Origin of the sequence: Sinosporangium album (genome assembly GCF_900100605.1) — a bacterium.
Taxonomy (GTDB): Bacteria; Actinomycetota; Actinomycetes; order Streptosporangiales; family Streptosporangiaceae; genus Sinosporangium; species Sinosporangium album.
Window position 1 is genome coordinate 1 of record NZ_FNCN01000026.1, and the last position, 17,881, is coordinate 17,881.

A 17,881-nucleotide genomic window follows, 5' to 3' on the forward strand; every position below is an offset into this window, starting at 1 on the left:
GTGGAGCACGGGATCGCGCTGGAGTCCGGCGACGAGATACACGCCGACGTGGTCGTCTCCGCGACAGGACTGTCGCTGGTCCCCCTCGGCGCGATCAGGCTGTCGATGGGCGGGGAGGCGATCGACCTGGCCGATACCACCGCCTACCGCGGGCTGATGCTCAGCGGCGTGCCCAACCTGGCCTTCTGTGTCGGCTACACCAACGCCTCGTGGACGCTGCGGGCCGACCTGTCCTCCCGCTACGTCGTCCGGCTGCTTCGGCACCTGAGGCGCCACGGCCTGAAGACCGCGATGCCGGCTTTCCCGCGCGAGAGCGCCCGCAGCCCACTGCTCGGCTTGACCTCCACCTATGTCCAGCGCGACGGACATCTGTTCCCCCGGCAGGGCGAACGCGACCCGTGGGCGATCACCGACAACTATGTGATCGACCGGATGCGCTTCGCGTTCCTCGACATCGGCAAGGAGATGGTCTTCGGTGGGTAGCGGCAACCGCGTGATCTCCTTGAACGGCGCCGCCGCGATGGGCCGACCGGTGGTCGCGACGCTCACCGGGTGCGCGGACTGGCCCAGCCGGTGATCATCGACCTCGACCTGGCCGTCTACTGCGGCCCGCCCCGGATCGGTATCGCCGAGGTCGTCAGGGCGGATCACGCTCCCATCGACACGGGGGTGACCCCGTGATCCGCGGCGAGGTCGCCCCCGGCTGGCAACCGGTTTGCGACGCCTTCGCCAAGGTTATGAGCGGGCCGGGGGAGATCGGCGCAGGGCTGCACATCATCCACCGGGGCTCGACCGTCGTCGACCTCTACGGCGGCAGCCACGGTCCGGACACCCGGCAGGTGCTCTTCTCCGCCTCCAAAGGCATCGCCTCCGTCTGCCTGGCGGTGCTCACCGACCGCGGTGAGCTCGACGTCGAGGCCCCCGTGGCCAGGTACTGGCCCGAGTTCGGCCGCTGCGGCAAGTCCGGGATCACGGTCGCGCAGCTGCTGAGCCATCAGGCCGGGCTCATTGCGCCCAAGCAGGGTGCCACCCTCGCCGAGGTGCTCGAAGGACGACCGCTCGCCGATGTCCTGGCGGCCGAGTCCCCACGATGGCCCTTGCGGCCTGCGGGCCGGCCCGGGTATCACGCGGTCACCTGGGGCACGCTCGCCGACGAGCTGGTCCGCCGCATCACCGGCGGGCGGCTCGGCGACGTGCTCGACGAGCTGGTGTGCCGGCCGCAGGACCTGGCGATCAGCATTGGTGGTGGGCAGGCGGGCCGACCGCCCGTGCCTGTGCACGCCGCGGCCCGGATCCCGTTCACGGTCAGGATGGCCACCGCCGTGTTCGCGCGGGCCGGAACGCCGCTGTGGGAGGCGATGACGGTGGGAGGAGCGCTCACTGAACCTCCCGACGTGTGGATGAGCCGGCCAGAGACCCTTGCCGCGCATCTTCCCGCCGCCAACGGCCTGGCCACCGCCTCGGCGCTGGCCAGGTTGTACGCGCTGCTCCTTGCGGGTGCGCTGGTGAGCGAGGGAACCTGGCGCACCGCCGTACGCCTGCGAACCGCTGGCCGGGATCGGGTCCTGGGCCTGCCCGCGGCTTACGGGTGCGGCTTTGCCCTGCCCAGCCCCGCCTGGCGGCTGGGTTCGCCCACGGCGTTCGGGCATCCGGGAATCGGCGGCGCGCTCGGCCTCGGCGATCCCCGTCGTGAGCTGGCGCTGGCCTTCCTCCCGCGGACCATGCCTGCCGATGCCCTGAGCGACGCGCGTCACCGAGTCCTGCTGGACGCGGTGACCAGCGTCATCGGCGCCTGATCCGACATGTGGGCCCCAAATTTACGGCAGACACACTGGTCAAAGGTGGTGGTGAGCCTGCGCTGCTCGCTTCGGCGGTGGTTGGCCAGGACCCGCCGGGCCACGCCGTACAGCCAGAGCTTGCCGGCCTCGCCGTCGGGGAGCTCGGTTATCCGCCGCCAGGCGATCACATAGGTCTCGGCCACAACGTCGGCGGCGTCCTCGGGAGAGGAACACCTCCGCACGGCATATCCGAGGATCTGCTCATAGGTTCGCCGGTACACCGCCTCAAACCGGAACCGGTCGTCTTGTTCACTCACGCGTCATCCTCATCAGGCCTTTCGAACGCTGCGGGCTTTCACTTCCTACGTGTCCGCGGCCGACGGCAGAATTTCAGGCCAGGCAGAAACGACTGAACCGATCGGAGCGGATCCGCTGTCCTGTGCCAGAGCTTCGTCCTTACGACCCTGGGGCTGACCTGCGGTGAGGAATCTTGAGTGGCGACCGTCCATCAGGACCTCTGGCAACGGTCGCGCAGATAGCTAACCGCTACCCGCTGCCCGCTGCGTTGCCCGTGGCCTGGCTGAGCCACGCCGACCTGGCCGCCGCGACCACCGCCGCCCTCACCGCGGACGGCCTGGCCGGCATCACCCTCGACCTCGGCGGCCCCGACGCGGTGACCGGGCCGGAGTTGGCGGCCGCGTTCGGGCCCGGGATCCGCTACGTCGAACAGGACGTGGACGTCGCAGCCGGCCTGGCCCGCCTGCTCGGCCCGGACACCGCCGAGGGCGTCGCGGCCACCTATCGCTGGGCCCACGGCCCGGCCGCCGACGACCGCTTCTATGCCACCGACCCGTCGGCGGCCGAACGGCTGGGCGTCCGCCTCACCCCGCTGCGCACCTGGATCGCGGCCCGCTCCAGGACGACGACGCCGTGACGGGTACGGGACCGGATATGGGACCGGGGATGGGCACGGGGATGGGCACGGAACCGGGCTCTGGGCTGGGTGCGATGGAGACCGAGGTGGTGCGGCATCACCGGGTGATCGAGCGCTGGCTGTCGGGCGCGGCCGGGCCCGAGGAGTTCGCGGTCTTCGCCGACGCCCACAACCCGGATTTCGCGCTGTGCACCCCCGCCGAGGTCGACCGCAAGCGAACGCCCCTCGAGATCCAGGCGGTATGCGCGCCCCACGGGATAGGCCTGCTCCGGATGGTGCTCGGCGGTCGGCTCGAGGTGGGAGGTTCCACGACCGACGGCCGCATCGAGGTCGTGATCCGCGGCCACAACGAGTACGCGCTCGCCAGCGAGCTTGCCGGGCTGGTCGAATGGCTCGAGGTGACCGGCCCTCCGGGTGTGCGAGACCACCTGACCTCGATCGGCAACGCGCTCGTCGAGCGATACGGCTGAGACCGTCCCGTAGTGTCGAAGTGCGGATCTTGGAGGCGTCCTCGCGGAAAGCGGTGTCCCGGACGAAGTGGAGCCTATTTTCGATCACCCAGTGCACCTTCAAGATCGTCGCGATGCGTTCCCGGCCACCGCGATGTCCCCGGTGTGCGACTCGGCCTGTTGGTAAGGCTGGCCCCCACCAGCCGCCACCTGCGCCGTTCCTGCAGGCAGGCGGGGATGGGCTCTGTACGGCGGGTGGTTGGTCGACTAACTGAGCAAACCGCGTCGATACCCCTCGCCGACAGCGGCGGCACGGTCGCGGACGCCGAGTTTGTCGTAGATGTGCAGCAGGTGGGTCTTGATGCTGGCCTCGCTGATGAAGAGTTTGGCGGCCGCCTGGCGATTGGAGGCGCCGTCAGCGACGAGGGCGAGGACCTGCAGTTCGCGGTCGGTGAGGGCAGCCTTGACCGGTCGGCGTACCTGGTCCATCAGGCGGCCGGCGACCGAGGGGGACAGGACCGGCTCGCCCGCGGCGGCGGCGCGGACGGCGCGCAGGAGTTCGTCGGTGGGGGCGTCTTTGAGGAGGTAGCCGGTGGCGCCGGCTTCGATGGCGGGCAGGACGTCGGAGTCGCCGTCGAAGGTGGTCAGGACGAGGACCTTGATGTGAGGGTGGGAGTGGCGCAGGGCGGTGATGGCGGTGACGCCGTCCATTTCGGGCATGCGCAGGTCCATGAGGACGATGTCGACCTCGAGTGCGGCGGCGCGGTCGATGCCTTCGCGGCCGTTGGCGGCTTCTCCGGCGACATCGATGTCGGGTTCGGTTTCGAAGGCGGCGCGCAGGCCGTCGCGGACGATGGGGTGATCGTCGACGAGGAGGAGGCGGATCACTGGGGGTTTCCTTGGAGCGCGGGGACGGTGGCGCTGACGGCGGTGCCCTCGCCGGGCGTGCTCTCGATTTCGAGGGAGCCGCCGACGCCGCGTAGGCGTTGTCTCATGCTGCTGAGGCCGAATCCTTTGCCGTTGGGGTTGTGGATGCCGGTGCCGTTGTCGCGGATGTCGAGCAGGACGACAGTGCCGGTGTAGGACAGGGTGAGGCCGGCGCGGGTGGCGCCCGCGTGTTTGGCGACGTTGGCGAGGGCTTCCTGGGCGACACGGAAGAGGGTGACCTCGATGGCTGGGCTGAGGGGGACGCGGTCGCCGGTCACTTCGACGTGGAGGTCGACGCCGGTGCTCTGGCTCCAGTTGCGGGCCAGGGTAGTCATGGCTTCGGGAAGGTGGGCGTCCTCGAGCTGGTGGGGCTGGAGGGCGGAGGCGGAGCGACGGGCTTCGGTGAGGCTGTCCTGGGCGAGGTTGAGCGCGAGTTCGACGTGGGTGTCGGAGTCCTCGACACGTTGGGCGGCGCGGAGCTGGGTGATGATGCCGGTGAGGCCTTGGGCGAGGGTGTCGTGGATCTCGCGTGCCATGCGCTGGCGTTCGTCGAGGATGCCGGCCTGGTGGGCTTGGGTGAGGAGCTGGGCGTGGAGGTCGGCGTTCTCCTCCATGGCGGTCTGGAGGTCGTTGACTGCTTTGCGGTATTTGCGTTGCCGGTCCTCGATCTTGATGCCTGCGATGGAGCCGCCGCCGATGGCGACGGTCTGCAGGGCGATGATCGCCAAGTAGAAGGCGATCAGCTGGATGGTGGCCTGGGCCCAGTCGAGCGTCGAGCCGTACAGGACGAAGGAGGTGGCGGCGACGGCGGCGAAGGTCCACGTGGAGGGAGCGAAGTTGGCGGCGAGGAAGAAGCCGGAGATGCAGTAGATGAGGAAGATGGGGTCGTGGAAGGCGAGCAGTGCGGCGGTGGCCAGGACGCCGACGAAGTGAACGGTGACGACGACCCGACGTCCGCGCAGGGCCGCGGGCAGGAGGGTGTGGGCGCCGAGAATCCAGGCGAGGGCCAGGGCGGTGAGCGCGAGAGTTCGGGGGATCCCGCCTTCCGGCTGGTCAGGTGAGGCCAGGCTGAAGACCAGGGAAGCGGCGAGGGTGATGTAGGGGACGATCTCGATGACGCGCTCGAAGCGTTGCTCCCAGGCCGAAGGCGGAAAGGGGTCGTTCATCCGGAGCGTGCTCTCCCTCGCGGGTATGGACAGCTTTCACCTGGTGGCGGCCTATGAGGGCGAGTTTAGGCGCATAGGGATCAGGATGGCGTAGCCGTACATGAGCAGCCCTAGGGCGATCATGAAGATGATGGTGGGCCATTGCCAGATGGGCGGGAGATGAAGGGCGAGGAACCACCCGGGATCCGCGATGCCGAAGATCTTCATGACCATGGGGACGACCCCCTGGGGGAAGAGGGGCAGCCAGGCGGTGAGGTAGCAGACGGTGACGCCGATGCGGTGCACGACGGGGAGGTCGGCGGTAGTGGGCTTGCCAGCCTGGGGCGCGGGGCCGTGCTTCATGAGGTTGAGCAGCTCGGTCCCGTGGTTCTCGAGCCTGCGGTAGGCGATCCTGCCCAGGCCCCAGGCGCTGAGGGCGCCTGTGAGAACGCCGCTGGCGACGCCCGCCCAGGGGTTGAGGAGGATGGCGCCTGCTGTGGGGAGGGCAATGGACGGGAGGGCGATGAGTACGAGCCAGGCGAGGCTGGTCTCGGCGGTCTCGTCGGCGCCGGTGCTGAGCGGGTTGCCGCCCCGCTTGTGCGGGTCGGTGCCGGGGACGAGCGAGGTGACGGCGAGCAGGACGATGATCCCGGCGCCGCCGCCGAGGAGGGCGGGGAGCAGGCCGAGGACCCAGGGCCAGGCCCAGGGCTCGCCGCTGATGAGGGTTCCGGCCAGGGAGAGGGCGATGGCGGCGGGGCCGACGATGAGGAACCAGGCCAGTTGCCGGCCGCGGACGTCGGCGCGTTCCGCGCCGGGGGTCATGAGGGTGAGCCAGAGGGCGGTGCCGTCGGCGCCGTAGAGGTTGGCCGAGGAGGCGGCGGCCATCACGATCGCGATGAGGCCGGTGAAAGGGACCACGACCCAGGCATCGAGGGGGACGAGCAGGAAGGGGAAGACGAGGGCGAATGAGAAGGCGGTGCCGAGCAGTTGGATGCGGACGAGGTCGCGCCACCAGGCGCGCAGTTCCTTGGCGGCGGAGACGCGGGCGCCTCCGGTGGTGGGGAAGGGGCGGGGCGCGCCGCGGCGCGGTGGCACGCCGCCGCGGGCGGCCGAGACGACGCGTCGTGACAGCAGGGTGGCCCAGGAGGCCAGCAGGAGGGCGATGAGGCCGGCGTTGGCGGCGAGGATCGCCAGGGCCAGGGGCCAGGGGGCCTCGATCGCGGCGACGCCCCATCCAGAGGGCAGGGCGCGCACCAGATGGTGGGACCAGGCGGCGGTGTCGCCGCCGAGGGCCGCGACGGGTGCCCAGCCATTGCTGCACAGGGCGATGGCGGTGCCGGCGACGACACCGACGGAGGCCGCGGTGGCGCGGGACCTGACGAACAGGCCGATGAGCGCGACGACGACTCGGGAGATCATCACCATGGTGATGAGCGTGATGACGGCCGCGACCAGTCCGATGAGGACACCGGCCGGGCCGTGGCGCCAGCCGTACACGGGCAGGGAGAGCAGGGCGATGAGGTTGACGGCGGGTGCGGGGCCCGCGAAGGCTCCGGCGAGCAGGGCCGCGGCGGTCCGGCGCGGGGTGGCCGGGAGCATGGCGAAGTATTCGGGGCGCAGGGTCTCGTTGCCGCCGCCGATGAGGATGGGGCCGAAGATCCAGCCGGACAGCCAGGCGGCAAGGGCGAGGGGGAGATAGGCGGGCCATAGGACGGCCACGGCGATGGTTCCGGCGGCCAGGATCAGTCCGACGGAGACGCCGGTGTAGAGGTTGGCGGCGTCGTCGCCGCCCAGGGAGTTGCGCATGAGCGTCAGCCGCATGCGGATCATGAGCTTTGCCAGGGCGGCCGGGCCGGGGGTCAGGAGGTGAGCCACGCCAGTCCCTCCGTTCCTCCGGTGCGGGCGCCGACGAGGTCGACGAAGGCGTCTTCGAGGGTTCCTGCGCCGCGGACATCGGCGAGGGGGCCGGCGGCCATGACGCGGCCGTCGGAGATGACGCCCACGTGGTCGCAGAGCTGCTCGACGAGGGCCATGACGTGGCTGGAGATGATCACCGAGCCGCCACTGCCGACGAACCTGCGCAGGATGGTGCGGATGGTGGCGGCGGAGACGGGGTCGACGGCCTCGAAGGGCTCGTCCAGGACGAGCAGGCGGGGGGCGTGCAGGAGGGCGACGGCCAGGCCGATCTTCTTGCGCATGCCGGTGGAGTATTCGATGACCAGGGTCCGCTCGGCGGTGTCGAGTTCGAGGACCTGGAGGAGTTCGTCGGTGCGTTCCGCGACGGTGTCGTGAGGGATGCCGCGCAGCAGGCCGAGGTAGGTGAGGACCTCGCGGCCGGTGAGGCGCTCCGGCATGGCGTTGCCGTCGGGCAGGACGCCGATCAGTCCCTTGGCCTGGACGGTGTCGCGCCAGACGTCGACGCCGAAGATCTCGGCGGTGCCGGCGTCGGGGCGCAGCAGGCCGACGGCCATCGCGAGGGTGGTGGTCTTTCCGGCACCGTTGGGACCGACCAGGCCGTAGAAGGATCCGGCGGGGACAGTGAGGTGGATGTCGTCGACGGCCTCGTGGTCGCCGAAGGCTTTGCGGAGTCCGACGGTGCGCAGGGCGGGCTCCCGGTGTGTTGGCATGCCTTGAGAATCGCGCGGGGAGTGGGGGGGCGGATCGTCCGGCCGGAGAGCGGGATGGTGGATTCCTGCATCAACCGATCGGTTGATGCAGGGAGGGCGGCTGGCCCGTGGTGCGGGTCCCAGCGCCGCTGTCCACCGGCCCATGGTCGGCTGGCTCGACAGACGCGGAACAGGCGCAGCTCCGTGTCAAGCCCATAGCGTCGCGCCCGCTTTCGGCGTGGGCGACGTTCTTGAGCGTAGAAGAGAGACCTGAATCCGTGGCGCTGGCTGGCCACCCAGGTGTGCGAACGGGAGCGCCGAGCCGACCGGATGCGTGAGGCGCTGGGGGTTGAGGCAGTAGTTATCGCTGAGATTGATCTTGTACCCGGATTGACGCGGATATGGTGGTTAACCCGCAGCTCGGTGCTGTGCACGGTTCTTGGGCGGTTGTTGTCGCTCCGCTACGATCTTCGCCAAGCTGTTGGAGCCGCGGCGGACGGCGACTCTGGTGGCGGTGACCCGGTCGTTGGAGGCCGAGGCGATCGATGACGCGCTCGATCTGTTCGCGCTGCTGGTGGCCACCAGGCTGATCAGCCCGGCGCGGCGCAATTGTCGGCCGCCGTCGACCAGCTCCGCGCTCAGGGCGTGCCCGTCAAGGACGAGGACGTCGCCCGGCTCAGCCCCCTCGGCCACGCCCACATCAACTTCCTGGGCCGCTATGCCATCACCGCCTCCGCGCCCACCCAGGGACTCCGCGACCTCGGGCAGATCCCTGACCTTCCCGACGAAGCCGACCGCGACTGGGCCTGAACGGGACGCCGAGGCTAACGTCGGGGGACGAAAAGCGGCGGCCAGCGATTTACATGATCGCTGGCCGCCTGCTTCAGGTGAGGTTAGGAGGGGTCGTTGACCAGCTCGATCTCGATCGCCAGGACGCCGAGGGCTTCTTTCTCGGGGCCGTAGATGCGGCGGATGTTGGCGAGCTGCTGGTCGCGGGTGCTGGTGGGGTTGACGCGCTCGGGACCTTCGGTGTCGAGCATCTCCTCGAAGCTGGCGTAGCGGGCGACTCGCTTGACGCGGGTGAGGGCGTCGTCGCGGCCACAGACGAAGCGGATGTGGTCGCCGGCGGCGAGGGTGCGGAGGTTGGGGTACTGGACGCGGACCTCAATGGTCTTGGTTCCGGCGGCGACGAGGTCAAAGTAGCGGCGGTAGAGGTTCATCTCGCGGGCGCGCGGGGTCGTGGTGGTGGCGGGTCGGCCGGTCATGATCCTGTCCAGTTCAGCGGTGGTGTAGGAGCGGTAGAAGTGCTTGGGGTCGGCGAGCATCTTGCCGACGAGCCAGACCATGGCGTCGACGAAGGAGTCGGTGTCGCCGTCCCAGTCGGTGTCGCCGTCCCAGTCGGTGACGTCCAGCATCCAGGGGCGGGCGCCGGGTGGCGGAGCGACCCTGCCGTCCCTGATCAGGGATTTCGAGAGTTTCGCGCCGGTGTCGGTGAGGACCATCGGGGTGAACACGCGCGGTGGCGGGGCGAGGCCGGGCAGTTGGGCGAACGCTTCATCGACGGGCTGGCAGCCGTAGGCCCAGTCGCCGCCTTGACCATCACCGACAAGGTGACGTGGTCACGGACCGCCATCCGCTCCTTCACCAGGTTCCGGTAGAGGGTCGCGAGATCGAGGTAGGCGTCGGTGTCGGCGGTGACCGCGACCTCATAGTCGCCGTGGTCGGTGCAGACCGCCGCGAAGCCCGCCCCGCCGGACCCGGTCCGCAGCAGCCGGGTGCGTTCGGCGCGCTTCTCCGCCCACCCGCACTGCGGGCACGGCAGCCGAAGGTGGACTTGGCCGTGGGAGGGCGCGAGCGGCCAGCGGATCTGGTCGAGACGCCCGAGGGTGGCGAGGAACTCGTGCCGGAAGGCGGGGTCGGCCTGCTGAGCGGAGTAGGTCTCGATCTCGTAGTCGACGCCGGTGGCGTCGGCGAGGGAGTCGAACATCGCCCGGTAGTACTTGCCGAGCAGGTCGTCCACCCCGTCCGGGCCGAGAGCGTGAACGTAGGTCTGCTGGTACGCGTGGTGGGTCTCGGGGTCGAGCCGGATGTCGTAGGGCGCGTTGTCGAGTGCCCCGAACCGGACGATCGTGTCGACACCGAACGCGCGTTTTGTCTGCTTGGCGAGCAGGAACGCCGCTGTCTGCACCAGCGACGTCCCCAAGTGCGGGGCGCCGTTGATCTGGGTTCCCACCGAGAAGGCGACCCGGTCGGGGTTGGTGGCCTGCAGGCGGGGGCGGACCATGTCCACCGCCCGCAGCATCGCGTTGGCCAGGACGTTATTCGGGCTGACGATCTCCACGCTGTCGCTATGACCGTTCATCGGCGGGGGCCTCTCGGGTCAGACGAGGAGGACGGGAAGCTGGGCGAGGATGAAGTCGATGCGGCGGCCCGGCTCGTCGGCGGGGACGAAGATCGGCTTGTAGCCGGCGTCGTAGTAGCCCTGGATGATCAGTTCGTGGACGCGGCGTATCTCGCGTTCTTTGGCCCACACCAGGTCGTCCTCGGAGTCGAAGTCGTCCAGGGCGTCGAGCACGAACACCGCGTCGTACCGGTAGATCCGGGTCGCCTCCTCCAGTTCGGGGTAGGGACGTAGTCCGAAGAAGGCGTCCCACCCATACCCGTCGGGGATGCCACGGTTGTAGAACCGCAGGCCGCTCTTGTGGTCGCAGAACTCCGCGACGAACGCCGCCAGGACGTCGCGGGAGTATTCCTGCCGGTCGGCGACCTGGAGATGGCGGCCGAGCCGGTCGCGGTGTTTGCGGTAGATCTCCCGCGCCGGCTCGCTCTCGGTGGAAGGGACCTCCCTGTTGTGGAGCAGGCCGAACACGGCCTCCTTCCCCGAGGACGGGCCGCCGGTGATGACATACCGGCGCGGCGGGGTGTTCGGGTTGAGGAGCTGATCGAGACTCATTCGTTGAGTTCTTCCTGGTCGGGGCCGGTACGGCCGGTGAGGGATCGTCGCCAGGTGGCGGCGAGGTCGGCACCGCCGGAGGCCTGCGTGAGCCGTGCGGTGAAGGCGGCGAATCCGTCCTCAGGGCCGCCGAGTTCGGTGAGCAGAAGCACCTGGGCGGGGGTGAGGGCCGGGGTCCATCCGGCGGACGCGCCGATCTGCTCGGGAGCGAGGTCGGACGCGGTGTGCAGGAGGACCGCGCCGTAGGCGGCCCGGTAGGTGGCGGTCGCCGCGAGGACCTGAGCGTGCCGCCACAGCGCCAGGTCAGCCGCCCGATCACTCTCACGGGCCGGGGCGTGCATGCTGGCAAGCCGGGCGACGGTCAGTAGTTCGGCGCGCAGCAGGTATACCGCCCCCCACAGGGCGGCGATCGTGTGCTGGTGCTCGGCAGCCTCCCACGCGAACACGTCCGCCGGCAGGATGAGCGGACGTCCCGACGGGTGGAGCGGCGGCGCGGCCGGGAGCGCCTGAAGGGCGGCCTCGCTGGAGCTCCGCAACTGCCAGGCGACCAAGGCGCAGATCTTCGGTTCGATCCGCTTGCGGAAGTGGTGGACCTCGTAGCGGGAGGCCTCGGCGGCGGCGGCGCGGCGCGCGGTCAACTTCGCCCCGGACGTGACCGGGTCGGCGCCGAACAGCAGCCGCGCGGCGGCAGTGAGCCCGGTGCTCTCCAGCCGGTCGAGTTCCTCGCGCACCGCGGCGTCCAGGGCCCGGGCCCGGCTCGCCGGATCATCGGGGTCGGCCGCCCGCGCCCGCACACCCGGCAGGGCAAGCAATCGGGTTCCGAGCCGCTGCGGCCGAATTGGCAGCCCGGCCCGGACGATCGCTCGCATCTCCTCGGCGAGCGTGTCGGCCTGATCGTTCACAGGTGTCGATGAAGGGGGCATGGTCCCAGTGTCACACATCACCCCCACGAAATGCCCACTGATCTACCCACAAAATGCCCACTAGCGAGAAGCCGTGAAGAGGTGCAGGGTGTTGAGAATCACGGGGCGCAGTACTGCTCAGAGGAGTTCGAGCGGGCCTGCCGACGGCTCGGGGTCGTCCGCTCGCGTGGCGCGGTGGGTTCGAGTGCCGACAACAGCGCCGCCGAGTCGTTGAACGCGATCGCAGGTCAAGAAGTACGCCGAGCGGCCCAAGACGACGTACGAGCACGCGTGGATGATCCGGGACGCCTACGGCTACCACACCTTCGATGACACCAACAGCTAGAGCGAGCGGCAGCTGACGCGCCAGTTCCGGATCTTCTTACACGGCCGGGCGTGGACCCACGCCGAGGGGCCGGTGGCGTTGTTCGAGCAGTCGGTGGCGTGGCTGCGGCGGCATCGGGTGCTGCTACGTGCCCGGTCGGCTCGGCGTTGGCGTTCGCCGGGCGGGGCAGTTCGGTCCAGGCGGACCCCGGCTTGCGTACGGCCGGGGTCGGGACGTTCGGCGCCTTCGCCAGCGAGGGGACGAGGCGGAAGCGGGCGGTGTGGTACTGGATGGCCACCCTGCCCTTGCCGGTGCGGCACGGGGAGCCGGCCGGGACGGCGCAGGTGGACATCGGGCAGTCGTGCGATTCCACGCGCCTGAAGTCGTCGCTCACGAGCCCAGACTGTTTCATGAGGGTGTTTCAGGATCCCAGTAGTTTTGCAACAACTCATGAAACATGATCGGCGCAGGTGGAGGGTCGGCCGTCCGACTGTTTCACGAGCGACCACCTATGAAACGACCTCGGCGGCTGGTCAGGTGACCGCGGCTCGTGCCCGGTGTCTGCGTACGGCGTCGCGATTGGCGCAGCGATGTGAGCAGTAGCGCTGTCGTCCGGTCCGCGAGGTGTCGGCGAAGGCCCTGCCGCACTCGATCACCTCGCAGCGCCGCAGCCGGTGCATGCCCCGGCCCGCCAGATGCAGTGCGGTACCGACCGCGAACAGTGTGAACAGCACGGAGCCGAGCGGCTGTTCCGCGTCCCGGTAGTGCAGATGCCAACCGGTACCGGGGTGGGAGATCAGTCGCGGGTAGGCGGCTGCCTCGGCCAGCATCCGGTTCAGCAGATCGGCGCGCTCCTGCTCTCCGGCCGCGTCGACGATCCGCTCCCAGGCGTTCAGTGCGGCCTGGCAGCGGCTGAGATCGTCCGCTGTCACCCGGCGTTCCAGCGTGAGCCCGGCGGCGCGGCAGCGGTCTGCCAGCTCAACTGCGCTCTCAGGCCGGCGGTTGGCCAGGTCCGCGGCCAGGTTCACCGCGTCCTCGCCGTAAGGGTTGAGCTGCATGAGACCATTACATCAACGTTGTCGGCATGACACAACAAGCCGCCGGACTCGCCGGATCCCAGGCCCGCAACCCGTGGCGCTATCGCTGGATCGTGCTGGGCATCGCCACCTTCACCCAGGCCGCATCCGGCTTCTTCGTGGGCGGCCTCGGAGCGCTCGGCGTCCATTTGCAGAGTGCCCTGAGCCTGAGCACGGCGCAGCTGGGTCTGCTCGTTTCGGCAGCCCAACTGGTGCCACTGGCAGGCCTGTTGGTGGCCGGCGAGCTCCTTGACCGCTACAGCGAGCGCTGGGTGGTCGGGATCGGGGCCGGCGTGGTCGCGCTGGCCCTGGGCGCGGGGAGCCTGGCTCCGGGGTACGCGGCCCTGCTGGTCGCGCTCCTGGTGGTCGGTACGGGATACAGCACCGTCCAGCCGGGTGGGAGCAAGTCGGTGGCCTCCTGGTTCGATGCGTCACAGCGCGGCGTCGCGATGGGCATCCGGCAGGCCGGGCTGCCGCTGGGAGCGGCGCTCGCCTCAGCCGTACTGCCGTTCGTCGCTGAGGAGTTCGGCTGGCGGGCGACGCTGCTGACCGGCGGCTTCGTCGCGCTGCTGGGAGCCGGCCTCTTCATGGGCTGCTACCGCCGCCCGCCCGCCGCGCTTGCCCCGCAGGACAAGAAGCCGTCGGACCCGCTCGCGGTGCAACTCCGCGCCCGGCTGCGAATGCTCCGTGAACCGTCCACGGTGAAGATCATGCTGTCGGGGACCAGCCTGATCTCGGTGCAGTACGGCGTGGGTATCCTGACGGTGCTCCACCTCCATCAGGCGTCATCGGTCGGCGCCGGACAGGCCGCTCTGGTCCTGGTGGCCTCCCAGGGCGCGGGCGTTGCGGGCCGGATATGCCTGGCGGCTTGGAGCGACCGGAGCGGTTCCGGGCGCTATGCCATCGTGCTGGTCTGCATGGTCGCTGTGATCGCCGGGATGGTCGTGCTGATGACACCGGCCGGGCGGGCACCGGTCGTCGCTTCCGGCGTCTTTGTCTGGCTCGGCTTCTTCGGATTCGGCTGGTACGGCCCGTGGGTCGCCTACGTCACCGAAGCGGCTCCACCGGGCAAGACCGGCTTCGCCCTGGGTCTGGCCATGTCCGTCAACCAGATCGCCATCGTCACGGTGCCGCCCGTGCTGGGCCTGCTGGTCGACCTCACCAGCAGCTTCACCCCGGCCTGGGCACTGCTTTCCCTGCTGACCATCGTCGCCCTGGCGGTCACGGCCAAGGCGGAACTCCGCGCGGGCTAGCCCTCCACGGGACGGCAACGCCGGTACTGCTCGACCGCCTGCCGGGTCCACGCCCATCGGGCGACCCAGCCCAAGCCGTGATCTACGCCCGAGCGCCTGTCTGGACTGGACCGGTGGTTTCGCCGAGAGGCAGGCGCTTGGCCACGAGGGTCTTCCGGATGCCCGAGGGCGGCGCACGTGCTCAACCGCCTCGTCAGGCAGCTCAGAGCGTCCTCGCGGAAACCGGCCGTACTGCGTGTAGAACTTCAGCAAGATCCCAAAGGCGAGTCGCGTTGCGCCGCGCTTTCCGGCGACGAGGTCGCGCTCCTCGTCCAAGATCGTCCAGTGCTCGACGAGTTCGTCGATGTGAAGCGGAGGGCGTGTCATGCCCGCTCAGCATCACCTACGCAGGTCACAACAAGATCAACGCCGTTTGGGGCTCATGGCAGCGTTCTTACCGGCACCCCAAGACGGCCTTGGATCCGTGGCCGATGGAGCTGCCGTGGTGCAGCCACACCCGGCGCCCGGTCTTCGGGGCCGGCTCGACGGGGGTGTCGGTGCGCATGGCGATGACCTCGGTGATCTCCGCGTGCGGGAGCCAGATCTCGATAGGACGTGAGCGCTCGCCTCGTAGCAAGATCATCACATGGTGTAACTTGCGGGAATCAACAATCTCGTGAGTTGCTTGCAGCGGATCAGACGCAACGGATCAGCTTTTTTGATTTATGATTTCCAGAAAATCAAAAAATGCTAGAGTGGCTGCCGTGGCTGAGGAGACGAAGACGGTGCGGCCGTGCGCGCACTGCGGTGCACCGATCGAGCAGCGGGGTGGCCGGGGGCGGCCGAAGACGTACTGCCCCCAGGGGGATTGCCAGGCGGCGGCCAAACGCGACCGGGAGATGCGGCGGGCGACGCCGGGGCTGGAGGGCGCGCTGGCGCGCGCGGAGGAGCTCTATGAGCGGATGGAGAAAGGATTCGCCGCAGCCATCGAGCCGTTGGCGGTGGTGCTGGCCGACGAGTTGAGCCCGTCGGGAGTGGAGGCCAAACTCAGCGCGGTGCAGGCCGAGGCGCACACCCGGGTCGCGATCGCCCGCGCGGAGCGGGAGCAGGCGTTCGAGCAGGTACGGCTGGCGCGCGAGGAGGCCGAGCAGGCGCGGACGCAGGTCGAGGAGATGGCCGTCCGGGTCGAGGAGGCCGGCGCGGAGCGGGACACGGCGATGGCGGACGCGGAGAGGGCACGCGAGCAGGCGCTGGCGGCGCTGCACGAGGCGGCCCTGACGCAGCGGCAGGCCAAGCAGTCGGCGGAGGAGGCGCTGCGACGGGCCGAGGCCGCGGAGCGGGCCCGAGTCGAGGTGGTGGAGGAGATGACCACGCGGCTGGACGCCGCGCTCGCCGAAAGCGCCCAGGCCACAGAGCGCGCCTCCGCGGCGGAGGACACGGCGCGCAAGGCGGAGGATGACCGGGACAAGGCGGTCAAGGGCTCTCAGCTTGCGGCGCGCATGCGGGCCGAGGCCGAGCAGGCGACCGCCGCGTCGATCGCCCGCGCCCAGGCCGCCGAGGCCGAACGCGACCGCGCTCTCGACCGCACCCAGGCCGCCGAGCAGGCCCGCGAGACCGCCGTCGCCGACCGCGCGGAGGCGCGCGCTCGCGAGGCGGAAGCCGTACGGCGGGCCGAGCGCGTAGAGCGGGAGGCGGCCGAGCGGGTGGCGGCAGCCGTACAGGACGCTGACCGCCGTGTCGAGGCCGAACGTGAGCGCGTGGCCGAGGCCGAGCGCAGCCGTACGGCTGCCGCCACCGAACGCGACCGGCTCACCATGGAGCTGGCCTTGGAGCAGGCCCGGGCCGCCGACCTGCGCGCGCAGGTCGAGTCGCTGCGCGCAGAGGCATCCGAGCTGCGAGAGCGGGCGGTCGCGGCGGAGCTGCGCGCGCCTTGAGCGGGGGCAGAGCAGGTGTGACCTTTTACCGACACTTCGACCGGGAAGAAACCCGCGATCGGCACAGTGCGGATGCCGCCTCCCTACGCGCCGCCCGTCGCCCCCTGGCCGTCTCTCTGCCCCTGTCGTAGCACCGTCTACCGCGCGGCAGCCGGGACTTCCGGGCGAGGGTCGATCGGCGAGAGCACGCCGTGGCGGTCCTCGATCGCCTGGGCGGCAGCCAGGCACAGGTCTTCCCGGAACGCGCGCCCGACGATCTGTACGCCGGACGGCAGTCCGTCGCTGACTCCGGTCGGTACGGCGACCGCAGGAAGGCCCACAAAGCTGGTCACCGTGCACAGGCGCATGCTCTTGGCTACCCGTTCCCGTCCCGCTTCGTCGCGTGACTCCAGGCCCGGCTCGACGGGCGGCTCTGTGAACACCGGTCCGAGCAGCAGCGGGAACTCGTCGAGGAACTCCGCCCAGGAGCGGCGGATGCTGAGCCAGGTCCCCATCAGCTTGGTGAGTTCTGCGGCGTTCGCAGGAGGAGTTTTCTCCATCGCCATCTGGATGTAGCGGTCTCCGCCTTCGCCGAGCAGTTTCCGCACCACTGGCCACGTCGGCGCGAATTCGGTCACGGTGATCCGGCCGTACGCCTCGAGTGCCTCGTCCAACCGCGGAACATCCGCCATCTCCCGCACGTCGTACCCGGCGTCGCGCAACGCGTCGGCCGCAGCCGTGACAGCCGCGCGGACCGAGGGATCGACGCCGTGGCCGCCGGGGTCGGCTACGGCCGCGACCCTGATCGGTCCCGGCAGCGGCTTGCCGTAGAGGGGCACTGGCACGGCCCGCGGGTCCCGCGGGTCGGTCCCGGCCAGCACCTCGTATGCCAACCGCAGGTCGGCGACCGTCCGGGCCAGGGGCCCGTCGGTGATCAGCATCTGTGAGGCTGGTCCCGGGTCATCCGGGCCGAGGACGCGGTGGTCGGCGGGGAACCGCCCGGTGGTCGGTTTCAGCCCCGTCACGCCGCAGAACGAGGCCGGGATCCGTACTGATCCGCCGGAATCGTTGCCGAGTCCGAGTGCGGCCATGCCGGTGGCGACGGCCACTCCGTCACCGCCGCTGCTGCCGCCCGGGGTTCGGCTCCGGTTCCACGGGTTGACGGTGTCGCCGAACAACTCGCTGCGGGTGTGCATCCCGGCCAGGACCAGGGTGGGTATGTTGCTGTGGCCGATCGGTATGGCTCCCGCCGCACGGAGCCGGGCCACAGGTGGTGCGTCGGCCGGAGCCACCAGGTCGCGGAAGCGTGCCGTTCCGAGTGTGGTCGGCACGCCTTCGACGGCGGTGGTCTCCTTCACCGTGAACGGCACGCCGGCCAGCGGCCCGAGTTCTTCGCCCGCTGCTCGCCGCTGGTCCGTGCGTGCCGCGGCCTCGCGGGCTCGCTCAGCCAACAGCTGCGTGACCGCGTTGACCTGTGGGTTGACCTCGGCGATGCGTTCCAGGTGGCTGTCGACCAGTTCGACCGCCGATATGTCTCCGCCTCGGATCGCCTCCGCCTGTGCGGCGGCCGTCATTGCCCAGAGAGCGTTCTGTCTGATCATTGTGCTTTCCGTCCACATGCCGAAGTGCTTGTGTCCGAAC

Annotated in this window: 18 protein-coding genes and 5 pseudogenes; 10 read left to right on the forward strand and 13 right to left on the reverse strand. The window is 70.0% G+C overall.

All coding sequences use genetic code 11. The annotated features are described in order from the left end of the window. From BLQ73_RS32670 to BLQ73_RS22880, 3 genes and pseudogenes are all read left to right on the forward strand, one after another. Positions 1-483, forward strand: a pseudogene (locus tag BLQ73_RS32670) (FAD-containing monooxygenase EthA); the annotation flags it as partial. A gap of 69 nt (positions 484-552) precedes the next feature. Beyond that, complete coding sequence (locus BLQ73_RS34690) at positions 553-681, forward strand: hypothetical protein (RefSeq protein ID WP_275936313.1); 129 nt, start codon at positions 553-555, stop codon at positions 679-681. Beyond that, positions 678-1,796, forward strand: a complete 1,119-nt coding sequence (locus BLQ73_RS22880; protein ID WP_093173210.1) for a serine hydrolase domain-containing protein — start codon at positions 678-680, stop codon at positions 1,794-1,796. Before BLQ73_RS34690 ends, BLQ73_RS22880 begins: the two co-directional genes overlap by 4 nt. On the opposite strand, the gene BLQ73_RS22885 is transcribed toward BLQ73_RS22880, so the two are convergent. Further along, a complete protein-coding gene (locus BLQ73_RS22885) occupies positions 1,751-2,095 on the reverse strand; it encodes an RNA polymerase sigma factor (RefSeq protein ID WP_245691305.1) in 345 nt (114 codons plus the stop codon). The two genes, BLQ73_RS22880 and BLQ73_RS22885, sit on opposite strands and share 46 nt — an antisense overlap. A gap of 173 nt (positions 2,096-2,268) precedes the next feature. Here BLQ73_RS22885 and BLQ73_RS22890 point away from each other — a divergent pair, with 173 nt between their 5' ends. Both BLQ73_RS22890 and BLQ73_RS22895 read left to right on the forward strand, forming a co-directional pair. Then, positions 2,269-2,712, forward strand: a complete 444-nt coding sequence (locus BLQ73_RS22890) for a hypothetical protein (RefSeq protein WP_143020388.1) — start codon at positions 2,269-2,271, stop codon at positions 2,710-2,712. A gap of 74 nt (positions 2,713-2,786) precedes the next feature. Beyond that, on the forward strand, positions 2,787-3,182 hold the full coding sequence (locus BLQ73_RS22895; RefSeq protein WP_218125968.1) for a hypothetical protein: 396 nt from the start codon (positions 2,787-2,789) through the stop codon (positions 3,180-3,182). Positions 3,183-3,428: 246 nt separating this feature from the next. On the opposite strand, the gene BLQ73_RS22900 is transcribed toward BLQ73_RS22895, so the two are convergent. The 4 genes from BLQ73_RS22900 to BLQ73_RS22915 all read right to left on the reverse strand — a co-directional run bounded on the left by BLQ73_RS22900 (position 3,429) and on the right by BLQ73_RS22915 (position 7,860). Then, positions 3,429-4,049, reverse strand: coding sequence for a response regulator (locus BLQ73_RS22900; protein WP_093173215.1), 621 nt, complete (start codon positions 4,047-4,049; stop codon positions 3,429-3,431). Beyond that, positions 4,046-4,702, reverse strand: coding sequence for a sensor histidine kinase (locus BLQ73_RS35080; protein WP_420820034.1), 657 nt, complete (start codon positions 4,700-4,702; stop codon positions 4,046-4,048). The genes BLQ73_RS22900 and BLQ73_RS35080 overlap by 4 nt, the downstream gene beginning before the upstream one ends. Before the next feature lie 603 nt (positions 4,703-5,305). Next, on the reverse strand, positions 5,306-7,108 hold the full coding sequence (locus tag BLQ73_RS22910) for a hypothetical protein (RefSeq protein ID WP_093173219.1): 1,803 nt from the start codon (positions 7,106-7,108) through the stop codon (positions 5,306-5,308). Beyond that, entirely contained in the window at positions 7,093-7,860 is a 768-nt protein-coding gene (locus BLQ73_RS22915; protein ID WP_176955611.1) for an ABC transporter ATP-binding protein, read from the reverse strand. Before BLQ73_RS22915 ends, BLQ73_RS22910 begins: the two co-directional genes overlap by 16 nt. A gap of 588 nt (positions 7,861-8,448) precedes the next feature. On the opposite strand from BLQ73_RS22915, the gene BLQ73_RS22920 reads away from it, so the two are divergent. Continuing rightward, on the forward strand, positions 8,449-8,649 hold the full coding sequence (locus BLQ73_RS22920) for a Tn3 family transposase (RefSeq protein WP_420820033.1): 201 nt from the start codon (positions 8,449-8,451) through the stop codon (positions 8,647-8,649). An 83-nt stretch (positions 8,650-8,732) separates the two neighbouring features. Here the strand turns inward: BLQ73_RS22920 and BLQ73_RS34230 are convergent, their stop codons facing one another. Genes BLQ73_RS34230 through BLQ73_RS22940 form a run of 4 tightly spaced genes read right to left on the reverse strand, consistent with a single transcriptional unit; the run spans position 8,733 to position 11,694 of the window. Further along, complete coding sequence (locus BLQ73_RS34230; RefSeq protein ID WP_245691307.1) at positions 8,733-9,341, reverse strand: ASCH domain-containing protein; 609 nt, start codon at positions 9,339-9,341, stop codon at positions 8,733-8,735. Continuing rightward, complete coding sequence (locus BLQ73_RS22930) at positions 9,299-10,201, reverse strand: hypothetical protein (protein ID WP_143020389.1); 903 nt, start codon at positions 10,199-10,201, stop codon at positions 9,299-9,301. Before BLQ73_RS22930 ends, BLQ73_RS34230 begins: the two co-directional genes overlap by 43 nt. An 18-nt stretch (positions 10,202-10,219) precedes the next feature. Continuing rightward, positions 10,220-10,792 carry an AAA family ATPase gene (locus tag BLQ73_RS22935; RefSeq protein WP_093173223.1) on the reverse strand — a complete coding sequence of 191 codons (573 nt, stop codon included), beginning with the start codon at positions 10,790-10,792 and terminating at the stop codon, positions 10,220-10,222. After that, positions 10,789-11,694 (reverse strand): hypothetical protein, encoded by a 906-nt coding sequence (locus tag BLQ73_RS22940; RefSeq protein WP_093173225.1) that lies wholly within the window; start codon positions 11,692-11,694, stop codon positions 10,789-10,791. Before BLQ73_RS22940 ends, BLQ73_RS22935 begins: the two co-directional genes overlap by 4 nt. Before the next feature lie 120 nt (positions 11,695-11,814). On the opposite strand from BLQ73_RS22940, the pseudogene BLQ73_RS22945 reads away from it, so the two are divergent. Beyond that, positions 11,815-11,949 (forward strand): annotated as a pseudogene (locus BLQ73_RS22945) (IS3-like element ISRhosp5 family transposase); the annotation flags it as partial. Next, positions 11,936-12,166: pseudogene (locus tag BLQ73_RS35085) on the forward strand (DUF4158 domain-containing protein); the annotation flags it as partial. The pseudogenes BLQ73_RS22945 and BLQ73_RS35085, both read left to right, overlap by 14 nt. A gap of 91 nt (positions 12,167-12,257) precedes the next feature. Here the strand turns inward: BLQ73_RS35085 and BLQ73_RS35090 are convergent. Beyond that, positions 12,258-12,431 (reverse strand): annotated as a pseudogene (locus BLQ73_RS35090) (zinc finger domain-containing protein); the annotation flags it as partial. A 121-nt stretch (positions 12,432-12,552) separates the two neighbouring features. Beyond that, positions 12,553-13,077, reverse strand: coding sequence for a CGNR zinc finger domain-containing protein (locus BLQ73_RS22960; RefSeq protein ID WP_093173227.1), 525 nt, complete (start codon positions 13,075-13,077; stop codon positions 12,553-12,555). Between the two features lie 26 nt (positions 13,078-13,103). Between BLQ73_RS22960 and BLQ73_RS22965 the strand changes: the two genes are divergently transcribed. Continuing rightward, positions 13,104-14,348 carry an MFS transporter gene (locus tag BLQ73_RS22965; protein WP_093173229.1) on the forward strand — a complete coding sequence of 415 codons (1,245 nt, stop codon included), beginning with the start codon at positions 13,104-13,106 and terminating at the stop codon, positions 14,346-14,348. Between the two features lie 451 nt (positions 14,349-14,799). Here BLQ73_RS22965 and BLQ73_RS22970 read toward each other — a convergent pair. Continuing rightward, positions 14,800-14,940, reverse strand: a pseudogene (locus BLQ73_RS22970) (lipase); the annotation flags it as partial. 151 nt (positions 14,941-15,091) lie between these two features. Here BLQ73_RS22970 and BLQ73_RS22975 point away from each other — a divergent pair. After that, positions 15,092-16,261 (forward strand): coiled-coil domain-containing protein, encoded by a 1,170-nt coding sequence (locus BLQ73_RS22975; RefSeq protein ID WP_093173233.1) that lies wholly within the window; start codon positions 15,092-15,094, stop codon positions 16,259-16,261. 137 nt (positions 16,262-16,398) lie between these two features. Here the strand turns inward: BLQ73_RS22975 and BLQ73_RS22980 are convergent, their stop codons facing one another. Then, positions 16,399-17,841: an amidase gene (locus tag BLQ73_RS22980; protein ID WP_093173235.1), complete on the reverse strand. Its 1,443-nt coding sequence runs from the start codon at positions 17,839-17,841 to the stop codon at positions 16,399-16,401. Between the last annotated feature and the right edge of the window lie 40 nt (positions 17,842-17,881).